This is a genomic window from Natrialba swarupiae (assembly GCF_008245225.1).
GTDB lineage: Archaea > Halobacteriota > Halobacteria > Halobacteriales > Natrialbaceae > Natrarchaeobius > Natrarchaeobius swarupiae.
Genome location: NZ_VTAW01000002.1, coordinates 158,509 through 173,105, shown reverse-complemented (window position 1 = coordinate 173,105; position 14,597 = coordinate 158,509). Strand labels below are relative to the sequence as shown.

The 14,597-nt window shown below is 63.6% G+C and carries 11 protein-coding genes; 5 read left to right on the top strand and 6 right to left on the bottom strand.

All coding sequences use genetic code 11. The features are described from left to right. Positions 1–42 precede the first annotated feature (42 nt). Positions 43–1,824 carry an ATP-binding protein gene (locus tag FYC77_RS02870; protein WP_149080003.1) on the bottom strand — a complete coding sequence of 594 codons (1,782 nt, stop codon included), beginning with the start codon at positions 1,822–1,824 and terminating at the stop codon, positions 43–45. A 406-nt stretch (positions 1,825–2,230) separates the two neighbouring features. Here FYC77_RS02870 and FYC77_RS20085 point away from each other — a divergent pair, with 406 nt between their 5' ends. Together FYC77_RS20085 and FYC77_RS02865 are read left to right on the top strand one after the other, a co-directional pair. Beyond that, a complete protein-coding gene (locus FYC77_RS20085; protein WP_162354465.1) occupies positions 2,231–2,398 on the top strand; it encodes a hypothetical protein in 168 nt (55 codons plus the stop codon). A gap of 145 nt (positions 2,399–2,543) precedes the next feature. Beyond that, entirely contained in the window at positions 2,544–2,870 is a 327-nt protein-coding gene (locus FYC77_RS02865; protein WP_149080002.1) for a hypothetical protein, read from the top strand. 56 nt (positions 2,871–2,926) lie between these two features. Here the strand turns inward: FYC77_RS02865 and FYC77_RS02860 are convergent, their stop codons facing one another. Continuing rightward, a complete protein-coding gene (locus FYC77_RS02860) occupies positions 2,927–4,909 on the bottom strand; it encodes a DEAD/DEAH box helicase (RefSeq protein ID WP_238386776.1) in 1,983 nt (660 codons plus the stop codon). Between the two features lie 212 nt (positions 4,910–5,121). On the opposite strand from FYC77_RS02860, the gene FYC77_RS02855 reads away from it, so the two are divergent. Together FYC77_RS02855 and FYC77_RS20325 are read left to right on the top strand one after the other, a co-directional pair. Next, a complete protein-coding gene (locus tag FYC77_RS02855) occupies positions 5,122–6,849 on the top strand; it encodes a methyl-accepting chemotaxis protein (protein ID WP_149080000.1) in 1,728 nt (575 codons plus the stop codon). 104 nt (positions 6,850–6,953) lie between these two features. After that, positions 6,954–7,130, top strand: a complete 177-nt coding sequence (locus FYC77_RS20325) for a hypothetical protein (protein ID WP_200840329.1) — start codon at positions 6,954–6,956, stop codon at positions 7,128–7,130. Here FYC77_RS20325 and FYC77_RS02850 read toward each other — a convergent pair. Beyond that, positions 7,123–8,076, bottom strand: coding sequence for a transcription initiation factor IIB (locus tag FYC77_RS02850; protein ID WP_149079999.1), 954 nt, complete (start codon positions 8,074–8,076; stop codon positions 7,123–7,125). The two genes, FYC77_RS20325 and FYC77_RS02850, sit on opposite strands and share 8 nt — an antisense overlap. Before the next feature lie 772 nt (positions 8,077–8,848). Between FYC77_RS02850 and FYC77_RS02845 the strand changes: the two genes are divergently transcribed. Further along, the gene (locus FYC77_RS02845) at positions 8,849–9,448 is read left to right on the top strand and encodes a DUF7344 domain-containing protein (protein WP_149079998.1); all 600 of its coding nucleotides are present in this window, start codon (positions 8,849–8,851) and stop codon (positions 9,446–9,448) included. 431 nt (positions 9,449–9,879) lie between these two features. On the opposite strand, the gene FYC77_RS02840 is transcribed toward FYC77_RS02845, so the two are convergent. The 3 genes from FYC77_RS02840 to FYC77_RS02830 form a co-directional block, all read right to left on the bottom strand. After that, positions 9,880–11,664, bottom strand: coding sequence for a hypothetical protein (locus tag FYC77_RS02840; RefSeq protein WP_149079997.1), 1,785 nt, complete (start codon positions 11,662–11,664; stop codon positions 9,880–9,882). A gap of 486 nt (positions 11,665–12,150) precedes the next feature. Next, entirely contained in the window at positions 12,151–13,089 is a 939-nt protein-coding gene (locus FYC77_RS02835) for a hypothetical protein (RefSeq protein WP_149079996.1), read from the bottom strand. Positions 13,090–13,376: 287 nt separating this feature from the next. Next, positions 13,377–14,591 (bottom strand): GNAT family N-acetyltransferase, encoded by a 1,215-nt coding sequence (locus FYC77_RS02830; protein ID WP_149079995.1) that lies wholly within the window; start codon positions 14,589–14,591, stop codon positions 13,377–13,379. Positions 14,592–14,597: the final 6 nt, after the last annotated feature.

Sequence of the window (14,597 nt, the reverse complement as noted above, 5' to 3'; positions counted from 1 at the left end):
TTCACCGGCGACGACTCGTACGGTTTCCTGTATGTCGGTTCCTCACTCGTCACCGGCCACCAACACGAGCTTCGATCGAACGTCGTCAGCCAGCCCGTACCGCCGGTCGTCACTCCGATCGAGGATCGACTCGCTCCGAAGCTCGGAGAGTAAGCTCTGGACTGCGACCGGGGAGCGGCCAACCCGAACGGAAAGCGAGTCGACGTCGAGCGGTCCCTCACTGGCCAGTATCGCCAGAACCACCGCCGCAGTCTCCGTCGAACACCGCGATCGCTCGCTCCCCCGCTCGACCGGTTCGGCGATCCCGGCCGTCTCGAGGTAGTCAGAGAACTCCCGTCGATCGTTCGCGACGACGATCCGTGAACTGGTTTCCGGGTCGTCGACGCTGACGTAGCCGAACTCGAACTCTTCACCGCCGCCGTGGACGATCGCGTCGTCGGTCGACGAGTCGCCCGCCTCGACGTCCGCGACTGCGTTTTCGATCTCCTCGGCGTCCGCGGAGACGCTCGCGTCCGCGGATTCGTCCGGACGCTCGCCGTCGCGCTCGAGTTCGTCGACGCGGTTTCGAAGCCGTTCGGTCTCGTCTCTGAGCCGTCGGATCAGGTCCGAACGAGAGTCGAGTTCCGACTCGAGGGCTTCGATGCGCTCCTCGCGGTCCTCGAGTTCGGTCTGGAGCGTCTCGATGCGCCCCTTGCGGGCCTCGAGGTCGGCCTTCAGGTCGTCGCGTTCGTCCTCGAGTTCCACGACCTCGTCGTGGAGGCGGCGAAGCTCCTCGTCGCCGTTCGGTAACTTCGACTGGACGGTGTTCGGGTTGCTCAACGCGTCGGCCATCTGTTTCGCTGCGTTCGAGACGTCCCGGGCGGACTCGAGTTCGTTCTCCAAGGTTTCGATCCGTTTTTCCTTTTTCTGGAGTTCGGACTCGAGTTCGTGAACCCGATCCTGTTTGCGCTCCTTTCGTTCCGAGATCTCCTGGAGGTCGCCGACGAGCGCGTCGGAGACGGATTTGAGTTCGGGTCGTTCGAAGTCGTCGAGGCCGGGTGTCGCGCCCGCGTCGAACGTCCGCTTGCGCCGAAACTGCACCTTGCGGACGTCGGCTTCGGTCCAGTCGGTCTGGACGAACGCCTGGCCGTCGCCGAGATCGGAGACGAGTTCGGCGTACTCGGTGTCGATGATCCGGCCGACGACCTTGGTGTCGTTCTCCCAGGTGAGTCGGTGCCAGACGAGCCAGTTCGCCTGCGTGATAAAGTCCTTCTTGACGTCCGCGGGACGCTGGCTAATCCCCAGGATGCCGAGGCCGTGTTTCCGGCCGCGTTTGCCGATCTTGATGAGGAGTTTGCCGGTCTCGCCGACGCCGCCGCCCTCGGGGATGTACTCGTGGACCTCCTCGACGACGAGTAAGAACGGCTTTTTCAGTTTCTTCTCCTTGACGAACAGCTGGCGGGCGATCTCCTTGATGAGTTCGTCCGCGACCTCCTCGTCCAAGTAGCCGGAGACGTCGAGGATAACGGGGACGTTCTCCTCTAAGGCGAGCGTCGCCATCTGTTCGGCGTGTTCCGGACCGATCTGGATGTCACACTCCTCGTCTGCGCCCGCGTGCAACATCTCGTACTCCTCTTTCAGGCCGTAGTACTCCCCGTCGGTGTCGACGATGAGCAGCGGAAATCCCGCGTCGAGTAACTCCTCGGCGATCACCGACGCGGTATTGGACTTGCCGCTTCCGGACTTCCCCGTCACGAAGCCGCGACCGGTTAACAGTTGGACCACCGGAAGCGCGACGTCGGAGCCGTCGGCGGTCTCGCCGACGATCACCCGCTCGTCGCTCACGACCCGTTCACCTCGACCCGGTTCGATCCACACACGCTAGTCATAGAATTACCGTTTCAACACGACACCTTGAATATTCGTGTCGACGGGGCGGTCCTCTCGAGCCAACAGTGAAGCGGCCACCCCGATACGGACAGCGACGAGCCGATCCCGGTCGATCGACGAACGGCAGACGATCGACCGACAATCAGTCACAGCAGTCCGTATGAGCCGGCGGTGGAGCGCGTTCCGACGTCGATCCGTACCGGGAGGAAACCGGAATCGAGCCGCCGGTGGGCGACCGACCACCAATCGTACGGGAGTTCACAACTCGGTAATGCCATGATATACCACGCCTGAGAAACAATTATGTCATTCCCGGCAGACGTTTGGATCGACGGGTCGCACACCGCGACCGTTTCGACCGATGACCGCGCTCACAACCCATATCTCGGCTTTCGCACGCGTCAATAGCGCTGCGGAGGCTATCGCCGCCCCTGCTGAAGGAACCGGGGCGGCCTGGGGCGGGTTCGGCGCGGTCGTCGGCTATCCGATGTCGATTATCGGTGATATCGGGTCCGTCCGCGCCGCGTAAGCCCCGAACGCTGGCCGGACGGATCTCACCTTCTTCCACTCTCACGAAGTAGACGGTGTCGACCGTTCGGCCAGCCACGACGACCCTCGTGGGCTGGCCAGCCGGGTTCGGTCCCGGCCTCGAGTTCGACTCTCGACGAGGGCGTATGGCACGACAACTGCACGCCGTCGTGGTGAGACTCGCCGTGCGCGTTCCAGTGAACGCCACCGGGAGCCTCGCCGACGGTGCGACGAGAGTCGTCGAACGAATAGACGCCGTCTCCCACCTCGAGGACGTCGAAGTCAGGGGCGTCCAGCCCGGACTCAACGACACCGTCGTCGAACTCCACGTTCGCGCCGACCTGACGTTCGACGACGAGGGCGCGGACGACGCGCTGGTGAGACGCGAACTCGAGGGCGGCGTCGGCGTCCGACGCGTCGACGAGGTCGAAACCGTCGACGCCGAGCGGACGCCGGTCGCCGAAGTCGGCTGACCGAGGACGGACAGTGGGCCGCTCCGAACACCGGGAGATCGGTACGACTGTTCGTATCAGCTCTCGTCGGACGAATCGACCGTCCGTTCGCGAACCGTCATCCCCTTCCTCCCGAGATGCTGGAGCTGTCGGCGGGCGAACTCCTCCTCGCGCGTGCCCCGCGTCGCGAGCACGTAGACGAGCGCGCCGCCGGCGGGTCGCATCGTCCGGCCAGCCCGCTGGGTCCCCTGTCGTCGCGAGCCGCCGAGACCCGAGGCGACGATCGCGAGATCCGCCGTCGGGAGGTCGATCCCCTCGTCGCCGACCCGCGAGATCACGAGGAGGTCGCGTTCGTCGCGGCGAAACTCCTCTAACAGGCGCTGGCGCTCGTGGTGGTGGGTCTCGCCGCTGAGGAAGGGAACGTCGAGTGCGGCGGCGATCTCCCAGCCCTGTTCGAGATAGTCGACGAAGACGAGCGCCTTCGAGTTCGGGTGAGCCGACAGCAGGTAGCTGACCTCGTCGACCTTCCCTCGGTTCTCGGCGGCGATCCGGTACTTCTTGCGGCCCTCCGCCGAGACGTAGGCGTTTCGTTGCTCCTCGTCACCCCAGGGGACGTACCTGATCTCGAGTTCGGGCTCGGCGACGAAGCCGGCGTCGAACAGCGCCTGCCAGTCGGTGCCGATCGGCGGCCCAACGAGGGTGAAAATCTCCGTCTGTCGGTCGTCTTCACGGATTGGCGACGCTGACAGTCCCAGTCGGTTCCGCGACTGGAGGTGCGTACTCCGCCGGTAGACGTCCGAGGGAACGTGTTGGCACTCGTCGAAGACGACGAGCCCCCACTCCCGATCGTCGAACAGCGACCGGTGGCGGTCCATCCCGGCGATCTGGTACGTGGCGATCGTTACCGGTCTGACCTGCTTTTGCCCGCCGTGGTACTGTCCGACCTGTGCTGGCTCGAGGGAGGTGTACTCGACGACGGCCTCGGCCCACTGGCGGGCCAGATCCCGGCTCGGAACGAGAATCAGGGTCTCGCCGCCGACGTGGGCCATCGCACCCATCGCCGCGACAGTCTTGCCGCTGCCTGGCGGACCGACGAAGATCCCCTCGCCACTCTCAGCGAAGCGATCGACCCACGTTCGCTGGTACTCCCGCAGGCTGACCTCGAGGTCGATCGACAGCGACTCGCCAGAGTCGAGATCCCGGTGGTCCTGGACGGGGTAGCCAGCCTCGTAGAGAATTCGCTTGATCGCGGCTTCTGCCCCCTCACGGACCCAGTCTTCGGTCTCCGAGATCGGCGCGTGGACGTGTTCCTCGTCGAGTTTCTGGCGGGCGACGTTACCCATTACCTCCGGACTGTTCGCCTCGAGGACCGTGTAGCCGTCCTCGTGGGTCCGCAAGCGGAACTGGTGGGCACGATCCCACTGGCTGTGGACCCACTCCTCGAGCTCGTCGTTTCGCGATCCGAGCGCCTGGCGCATCGTCCGCTCGAGGGCCTCGAAGGAGTCGTGTGGGGCCTGCCAGACGTCCTCCGGTCGGACGACGTATCGGTAGCCGTCCGCGCCGTTCGCGTCGGCGAGGTGGGCGAACTGTGCCAGTTGCGCGCGGGTGAACTGCTCCGGTCGGTCGACGACGATCTCACGTCGTTTCGGAAAGACGACGATCCGCTCTCGGTCGGTCAGATCCTCGAGTTCGCTCGGGTACCAAACGACCGGATCGGTCGACACCGAGAGTCGCTCGAGATCACCGCGGTCGGCGAGGTCGTCGAGGCGCTCGCTGACCGCGTCGTGGGGATACTCGAGCGCTCGAGCGACGGCACCGGCGGTGAGCACCGGTCGCCCCTCGCGCTGGCAGGCCTCGTGGAACGTCGCGAGCGTGATTTCGCCGTCGGCTTCGCCCGGTCCGTCGTCATCGCTCGATTCGTCGGGTCCGTCGACGTCGTTCGGTTCGTTCGTCTCGCCCGCAGTCTCTCGCCCGTCAGGGTCGTCCCCGTTGTCCGACACAGCGTCGGAGTTGCCGGCGGCTCCGTCGGTCGCCCGCTCGGAGGAACGTTCGTCGGTCACTGGGGGATCTACCGTCGGCGGGAGTAAACCCATTTCGCTCGTGTCTCGCCCGTTTCGTCTCTCGACCGCGTCCCGAGGGTCGTCCGTATGCTACTCACGTCGCGCCGGTGAGCCGCGTTTCCCTCGACCGACAGACCAGTTGAATTAGTGATGTATTTCGACGATCTGGTACTAGCCACCGCAGTTAAGTAGTCCTTCGGGAATTTCAGCGTATGTCGACCGCTTCTTCAGAACTCGATGGATTCGACGGCCGGACAACGTCGATACGGGAGCGATACGAGACGGCACTGTGGGGAGTGATGGAACGAATCGGGATCGCCGAGAGCCTCGAGCGTAAGATCATGGCGGCGGTCTTCCTGCAGTTTCTCTCGACGCTCGCCGTCTTTGCGCTTCCGCTCGCGTTTCTCGGGCCGCGAGAAGCGATCGCGGTCTTTCCGACCGCACAGATCGTGTTGACGGGCCTCGTCTTTGCGCTCTCGGTGGTCGCGTTCGTCAACACGCTCCTGATCGCTCGCCGTGACATCGTCGGACCGATCCTGTCCCTTCGGACGGCTGCCGACGCCATCGCGTCGGGACGGCTCGACGATCGGCCGGAACGGACGGATCAGTCGGACGAGATCGGCGACCTCCAGCGCTCGTTCGACTCGATGCACGCCCACCTGAGGACGGTCGCGGCCCAGGCGGATGCACTCGCTTGCGAGGAGTTCGACGCTGACGTCCTCGACGAGCGAGTCCCCGGCGAGTTCGGCGACTCGCTCGAGGCGATGCAGACAGGCTTGCAAGACCGAATCGGAGAACTCGAGGAGAGCCGCCAGCAGATCGACCGTCAGCGTGAGCGCGTCGAACAGCGAAACGCGACGCTCGAGGCCGACGCCGAACGGATACGAGCGGTTCTGGACCGATGTCGCCAGGGCGATTTCACCCGCCGCGTGACGGCCGAAAGCGACCACGACGCGATGAACGAGATCGCTGACGGATTGAACGAGACCCTCGACGACATCGAGGGGACGCTCCACGGCATCCAGACGCTCGCGCTGGAAGTCGAAGACGTCGGACGCGAGGTCTCACAGAGCGTCCGGCAGATCGAGGCGGCCAGCGAAGACGTCAGCCAATCCGCAGAGGAGATTTCGATCGCGACGGACGAACAGAACGATCGTTTCGAAGACGTCCTCGGTGAGATGAGTGACCTCTCGGCGACGATCGAGGAGATCGCCGCGACGGCCGACGGCGTCGCGGACGTCTCGGCGGCGGCGACCAAGCGTGCACAAGCCGGTCGCGAAACGGCGACCGACGCACTCGACGAACTCGATCGCATCGAACGACGCGCCGGGGAGATCGTCGACCGGATCGAAACGCTCGAGGACGACCTCTCGGAGGTCGGTGACATCGTCGACGTGATCGACGGGATCGCCGAGGAGACGAACCTACTCGCGATCAACGCCTCGGTCGAGGCGGCTCGAGCCGGTGCGGACGGGAAACGGTTCGCCGTCGTCGCGACCGAGGTCAGATCGCTCGCCGAGGAGACGAGCGACGCGACCGACGACGTCGACGCCGTGGTCGGCGACGTTCAGTCGTCGGCCGGACGAGCACTCGAGGAGATCCGAACGATGCGACGGGAGGTCGTCGAGGGCGTCGAGACGATCGAGGAGAGTCTCGACGCGCTCACGGAGATCGCCGACCGCGTCCAGGACGCCAACGAGGGGATTCAGTCGATCGACGATGCCACCGACGAGCAGGCGCGCTCGAGTCAGCAAGTCGTCACGATGGTCGATACGGCGACCGAACGGAGCGAGCGGACGTTGAAAGAGACGAGCAGCGTCGCAGCCGCCGTCGAGGAACAGACCGCGACGATCGCCGACATCGCCGGCGCAGCAGAGTCGCTGTCCGAGCGGGCGACGGAACTCAGCGATCGGCTCGAGGAGTTCACCGTAGAGGAGTAAGTGTGACCGGGGGACAGCTCGGGTAATTCGTCGCGGTCGGTACGGAGCCCCAGTTGTTCGTGACGGTCCAACAGTATATGCCGATCGAGGACGTATTCTCGCGCATGTTCCGTGCGATCCTCCCCGAAGGTCAGATCGTCTGTGAACGGTACGACCACGTCGAGAAGGGCCTCGAACTGTACGACGAGAACGACGAGTTCCTCGGGTTCGTCCCGTACGCGAACCTCCACGCGCTGGTCGACGAAGACGTCTACGGCGGCGACGAGCGTTCGATCATGTAGCGGGTGTCTGGTCGATCGCCTCGAGTTGTTCTCGGTACCTGTTTCGGACCGTGACGACCGTCGTCTGTGCGGTGTCGGCGACGGCCCGCTGGGGAATCGTCTCCTCGCAGAGCAATCCGGCGGCGTAGATCGCGGCGGCGGCGAACCCGGTCGGCGACTTTCCGGAGTGAAGCCCCTGTTCGGTCGTGCGGTCGATGATCTCGATCGCCTTCGTCTCGACGTCCTTGTCGACGTCGAGTTCCGAACAGAATCGCGGGACGAACTGTCTCGGGTTCGTCGGCTCGAGGTTGATGTCGAGTTCGTCCGCGATGTATCGGTAGGTGCGGCCGATCTCCCGCTGGTCGACGCGTGAAACTGCCGTCACCTCCTCGAGGCTCCGCGGGATATCCTCCTTTCGGCAGGCGGTGTAGAGCGCGCTGGTCGCGACGCCTTCGATCGATCGGCCGCGGATGAGATCCTGATCGAGCGCCCGTCGGTAGATGACGCTCGCGGTCTCCTTGACTGGGTTGGGGACGCCGAGTGCGCTGACCATTCGATCGATCTCCGAGAGCGCGTACTTGAGATTTCGTTCGCCGGCGTTTTTCGTCCGAATCCGTTCCTGCCAGACGCGAAGGCGATGAATCTGCCCGTGTTTATCGGACGACACCGAGTGTCCTTTCGCATCCTTGTTTCGCCAGTCGATCGTCGTCGTCAGCCCGCGGTCGTGCATCGACTGAGTGAGGGGTGCGCCGACGCGCGAGAGCTGGTCGTGTTCTTTCGCGTTGAACGCCCGCCACTCGGGCCCGTAATCGATCGGATCTTCGGTTAGGACGAGACCGCACTCCCGGCACACTCGTTCGCCTCGGTCGGGGTCGTGGACGATCGTATCGGTCTCACAATCGGGACACAGTTCGGCATCCGCTCGCTGAGACTCGCGCGTAGTATGGTCGATAATGGACTGTGTCATCAGTGGTGGGGGAAGCCGTGCCGAGACTGTAAGGGGTTCACATGGTTTCGCGGGAAACACCGACTTACTGCAGTCGTCGGCTTCCGAAGAAAAAGAGCGAAGACAAGCGACACGGAACGTCCCACCCGCCCGCTCGAGGCGGTCAGCATTCGTGCCGAGACCGTGTCCCGTCGGTCGTGTTCGGACGAAGCGATCGACGGCGGCGGACGATGCGAGCCACCTCGACCGCCTCGGCCAGTGAGTCAAATGCCAACATGGTACATTAATCGACTTCATTGTTCGGCGAATCTCGTCCAATAAACTGGGAGTTCATCCCGTAAACTTCCATTTCGGGGGCAAACCGACGCCCGAATTTATGTCGCTCCAGTCGGACGTTCTCTCGTATTGCCGTGTTCGAGATATCCCCGACAGTCGCCGACGATCCCTCGTCTGCAGCCGAGTTGTGGGGCGTACGCAACGGATACGGCGGCGCAATCGGACGATACCGACGCCGTCGTATTCGCCAGTCGACCCGCCCCGCGAGCCGATGCAGACCCCTAGTGGCGACCCCAGACCGAAGTCGACGCGTAGTACCTTTGCAGCCGGTGCAAAACGTGACCGTGTTTAAGAGAGTCACTGTTGGTGTACAACTTGGTGTGTCAATCGTGATTGCGACCTGCCGTTTGAATACGAAACGGCCCCTGCAAACCCGTCAGTTCGGTGGTGGTCTCGTCTCCCGAAACCGACGCGGACGCGGTTCGAGCAGGCGGCTGCAGTCCGGAGGCCAAACATAATGTCGTCGATCGATACGTCTCTGCCCGACGAGATTTCGTCGTCGGTCTCTCAGTCTGAAGACGATGAGGGACTCTCGAAGGACGTCATTTTCGAACTCCTGAAAAACCGACGCCGACGGGAAGTCCTCGCGTACCTCCTCGAGGCGGAGGAGACGGTAACGCTCGGCGAACTCGCCGAACAGATCGCGGCCTGGGAGAACGATACGGACGTCAACGCGCTCAGCTCCGACCAGCGAAAACGGGTGTACGTCGCATTGTATCAGACTCATCTCCCCAAGATGGACGACGCGGGAATCGTCGAGTACGACCAGGATCGTGGGCTCATTACGCTCGCGGACAACGCGGATCTCCTGATGATGTACCTGGACACCGACTCTCACCAGCAGGACCGATGGGATCGGTGGTACGGCCTACTTAGCGTCGGCGGCGTGGGACTCGTTGGGGCAGCGTTCTTCGGTGTTCCGCCGCTGTCGGCCGTTCCGACCATCGCGGTCGCCGGCACGGTCGTTCTCGCGTTTTTGCTGTTGTCGGCCGTCCACACCGTTCGGAACCGCCGACGTGAGCGCTCCGTCAACGGCAAACTCTCCCGGATCGAGTGATACGGATTGCTGTAACGGTTTACCGGTGAAACCACAGATGGCTCGTGGTTTCGCCGGTACCGATTTACAGCAGATCGTATGAGTCGTCCGCGCCACGCGCGAGCCACGGATTTCGACCCCGATCCGTCGTATCGTTTAATCGTTTTGGAGAAATACGAACGTGGTTCCTCCATACGAGAAGGACTTTTATTCGCGCCGCACGTACGACCGTCTGGCTCCCGGTGACCGTCATCCAGTACCGGAACAGTTCGCGTGCCAGCTTGCTGTTCTCGGCGCGGGAGCCATCTTTACTCGAGACTGTCCAGACCGCGACCAGCGTTCGCTCTCGCTGCCGGATCGGTCGTCACCCTCGTAGGGACCGCTCTGCGTTAGTTCTGGTGTGACCGCAGGTGGGCCGCGGTCACGCCTGGATATCGGGATACTAGTCCGTTTCAGAGATTCCGAGCGTTGTACTGGACGTCGACGGTCGCATCGCCGAGCAGATGGAACTCCTCGATATCGCCGTCGAACCAGTAGGCGTCGAGCCAGTCTCCGACCCCGCCTCGGACGGCGCGCCCCTCGACGACGTCCTCGTCGTCGATCGACGCGTCGCGATACGCTGATTTGACGACCGTCCCGCTCACCTCGAAGGAGTACGTGGTGGGCCCGTCAGCGTGCGTTCCGTCGAAGACGATCGCGTGCGGGAGGAGTTCGTGGTCGCCGTACTCGCTCGGATCGATCTCCTCGCCGTCGACGAACAGGGCGGCCTCCCCGTCCGTGAACGTCACGTCGGTGACTGCACCCGAGAACCGGAACCGGTGGGTCGCGTCGGTGACCGAACTCTGGACGGTCGATCCCGAGACCGTCGTGGCCGTCTCTTCGGGATCGGCGGACTCGAGTTCGATTCGTCCGTCGACGGTGATCTCGTAACTCGTCGGCGCGCCGCGTCCGTCGACCTCGAGGACGTGCGGAAGGTTCTCGCCGAACGCGTCGGGATCGACGACCTCGTCGTTCACCCGAACCGTCGCCGGCCCGTCGACCGTAAGTCTCTCGAGATCGCCGCTGAACCGGAACGCGTCCTTCCAGTCGGCGACGCTGCCGTAGACGGAAGATCCGTCGACGACGTCCTCCTCGTCGATCGAGGCTCCGTCCGCGTTCGACTTCTCGACGTCACCGCCGACCTCGAACTCGTAGCGGCTCGCGTCGGACGGGTCGCCGTCGACGACGAGCAGATTCGGAAGCGACGAATCGTCGGTCGTGTCCTCGTCCGCGCCGCTCCCGTCGCGTCGGCTACTCGAGGCACCCGAAGCCGCCTCCTCGGCGGACGTCGGGACGCCTGCCGGCGGCGACAGCTCCGGCGACCCGGAGACGCTCGATCGCTCGAGTCCGCCCCCCTGGACGGAGCCGCTGATGGCGCCACCGGACATCTGCGCTCGGCCCGAGCCTCGCAGGACCATCGCGTGGGGATAGCCACCGCTGGCGAACTCCGAGTTCTCGATCGTCACGGGACCGCCGGGCCAGACCCAGACCGGGCGACCGGCGTCTTCGACGTAGCCGCCCCAACCGGGTCCGTAGTCCGTGCCGTCGTTGTAAGCGACGCAGTTCGAGATGACGTCGTTGCCGCCGGCGACGCGGTACGTACTGACACCGTTGTTCTTGCCGTAACAGTTTTCGAAGCGAGCCGAACCGCCCGAAGCCGTGTTCGAGCAGTAAAAGCCGTTGTTCGGCCACCCCTGAACGTTGCAGTGTCGAAAGGTGACGTCACACGACGCGTTTCGGTGGTAGAAGACGGCACCCGGGCCGTGAACGAAACTCTCGCCCTCTTTCGTCGAGCCGTCACCGAGGTAGACGTTCTCGATCAGGACGTCGCCGCTGGGCGCGTTGATCGAGATCATGAACTCGTCCCCGCGGTGGAGGCCCCTGAACCCAACGTTCCGGATCACGGAGTTTCCCCCCTCGACGAGTAACAGGACGCTGTTCCCGTTGGTGAGGTCGAACAGCTTGTTTTCGTACGTTTCACCGGCTCCGATTCTGATCACCTGACCGCGCGCCGTGATCTCCTCGTACTCCTCGTCGGCGCTCGTGGTAGTCGAAAGCGCCGCGGCCGCCGTCGTGACGCCGGCCAACCGCATATACGTGCGTCGGTGGAGTAATCCATCGTTACCACCGTTCGCCGTCGTGGTTTCGTCGTCGCGGACTGAACGCTCGTCGTCCAGTACCGAATGTTCGCGTGCCATGCAATCCGAGTAATATACCACTACTCGCATAAACTTTCCCAATTTATAACCCTAAAATTTACACAATGTAATTTCTTCACAGGGGTTTTAATAGACATCTATCGAAAAACGTTCACGGAAGAATGAACGTCGAACCGGCCTACGGCGGCGACGTAATAAGATATTACCGGGTGCAGAACGCTTCGTAAGCGATTATTACCGGATGTCGACCGTCGATCACGTGACTTCCGAGCGTCGACTGCCGGGTCGTCCGATTGCCGTCTCGATGTATCGCCGAAACCGCAAACGGAATCGTGGCCCCACCTGATACGGCGTCCAGCGGTCCGGATCGGGGCAGCTGCTCGCGGCGTAATACCGTATTACAACCGTTCGAGCAGACGTGGAGGAACGAATGCGGACAGTCGACTCGCGCGTCAGCGAAATCGACCGTGAAAAAGAACGAAGCGCGTGGAGGACCGCGTCAGCGGGGTCGTATGACCGATTCGATCAGTTTCCGGCGGCGGCGTCTTCCGCGGAGGTCGGCACGCCGTTCGGAATGTACGCGTCGGGGGCGGTTCCGACGTCGTCCTCGAGTTGGACGGTCGAACCGGCGTGTTCCTGAACGCCTGCGGTTTCGTCGTAGTCGGTGTCACGGACCGCAACCGTCGTTCCCTGCCCGTTCGCACCGGCGTCGATCGCGACGTTCTGTCCGTTCATCTCGAGTTGACAGTTCTCGACTTCGACGGTGCCGGGCGCCCAGGCCCAGATACCACGGCCCTGGTACCCTTCGTCGTCGACGTAGACACAGGAGTTGGTCACCTTGCTCCCCTCGGTCGCGAGACGGAAGTGGGAGACATAACAGTTGGCGGCGAAACTGCTGTCGATGTGGACCGTCCCGCCGCCGGCGTTACCGGGCGCGGAGGCGTAGATCGCGTTGTCCGCGAAGCCCTGGATGTTGACGTTCTCGAAGTCGACGTGTCCGGCGTGGTCGGGGTCGACCCAGAAGGCGGTCTGGCCGTGGCCCGACGAACTGCCGTTGCGGCTGTCGGAGCCGTCGCCGAGGTAGACGTTCTCGATCGTGCTCGAGCCGCCGGCATCGGAGATGCCGAACGTGGCGGAGCCGGTTCCGGACGTGTTCTCGCCGCGGAACCCGACGTTTCGGACCGTCCAGTCGCTTCCGTGTGCGGTGATGACGACGTCCTGGCCGGTCGTCATGTCGATCAGTTTGTTCTCCCAGGTCTCACCGGAGTCGATGGTGATCGTCTGGTTTGCAGCTTCGATGACCTCGTAGTCGTCCTGGCCCGCTACCGTACCCGTTGCGCCAAACGCCGTCGTCGCGGTCGCGACCGCGGCGAGCGAGCGAACGTAGTTTCGGCGGCTTAATCGCGTGTTACGGCCTGTAGTCGGAGCGGAATCCGTCTCGGACGTACGGGGGTTCTGCGCCATACACTCGGGTAACAAGGGTTTACACTCATAAACTTTTCTTTGCCGAAATAGATTAAACTTACTGAATAACTTTAGAACAGTACGTGATCGATCACATTGTGTGGGTGTTTTAGCCCGAAAGTAAGAACAGTTTGGGTGGGTGAAGGGGTCGATGTACGAGGCAATTACTCGAGAAATTCGGTATTTCCCGCAGACGTGACGGGCCTGCGCGAGTCACGCGAACCGACGGAAACAGGTTTATACGGATCGATACCGGTCGGCGAGAACGAGCGTGGCGTCGCGAAGAACTACCAGGAGTCCTGTTCGGCGAACGTAATCGTCCAGTTCGCGGGGTCGGTCACCGCACGGCCCCCGACGGTCCACTCGTGTCCCCCGTCGTCCGCGATGGGATACGTCACCTGCGTCGTCGGCTCGGTCAGCCTCGAGAGGGGGGGTCGCTGGTCGGTGTGAAACCCGAACCGGCGGAGGAGCGTCGGCTGGATCACTCTGCCGCTCGCGGCGAGAATCGCGGCGTCGCGGTGGTCTTGGACGACTCGAGACAGGATCGCGAGCAGGCCGTCCCGACGAGCTGGCGTCTCAGCGAGGGGGACGACGTCCGTCAGACAGGTCGTTTGCGACCGATCGTCGACTCTCGTTCCGACGACCACGCCCGCGACCGGGACGTCGTTTCGGCTCGCGAGATACGCCTCGTAGGACCAGTGGGGAGTATCGAACCGCCACTCGTAGAACGTCTCGTCTCGGGCGGCGTGGATCGTCCCCGGCGTCCGTTTCCCGGCCAGACCGACGAACTGGTCGACTGGAATCCCGTCGAACCGGTCGACCGTCACGTCCGACGGCGTGGCAACGAGCCGTTCGCGGGCGCGACAGTAGCCGGCAGCGACCGGCCGAGCGAGCGAGGCGAGCGTCTCGAGTCGGCCGTCACCGTCGGCGAGCGCGTCCGGGCGTTGTACTCGGTAGAACGTCGGGACCTCCTGGACGATCCGCCAGCCGTGTTTCAGACTCCCGGAGAGCGTCGCCTCGTTGGGAAAGTTGAAAAACAGCGCCGGCTCGCGGTCGCGGTAGTGGTCTTTCAGTCGCTCGGTCGTCCGAGAGTACAGCCCGTTGCGTCGGTGGTCGGGGTCGACCATCACGTCCGCGGGCTGGAGCCCCAGCTTCGTCGTCGATCCGACCTGTAGCTCGAGGGCGAAACAGGGTTTCGTCCCGACGACGCGTCCCTCGTGGGTCGCGACGATCATCGGCACGTGGTCGACGTACGGGTTGTCCTCGTACTTCCAGCGGAACCACTCGTCGTTTCGGTCGCCGAGAACCCGATCGTAGAGCTCGAGGAACTCCTCCCGGTCCGCCGGCTGGTACGGCCGAATGACGTACGGATCGTCCCCAGGCTCGCGACCATTCTCGCTCGCCGCACCCCCGATGTTGTCAGTACGCGATCGTTCGAGACGATCTGTGGCACGATCACCGTCGGTCGATTCCGCGTCAGAGTGTGTACGCTCCGTTGCCATAGCTCC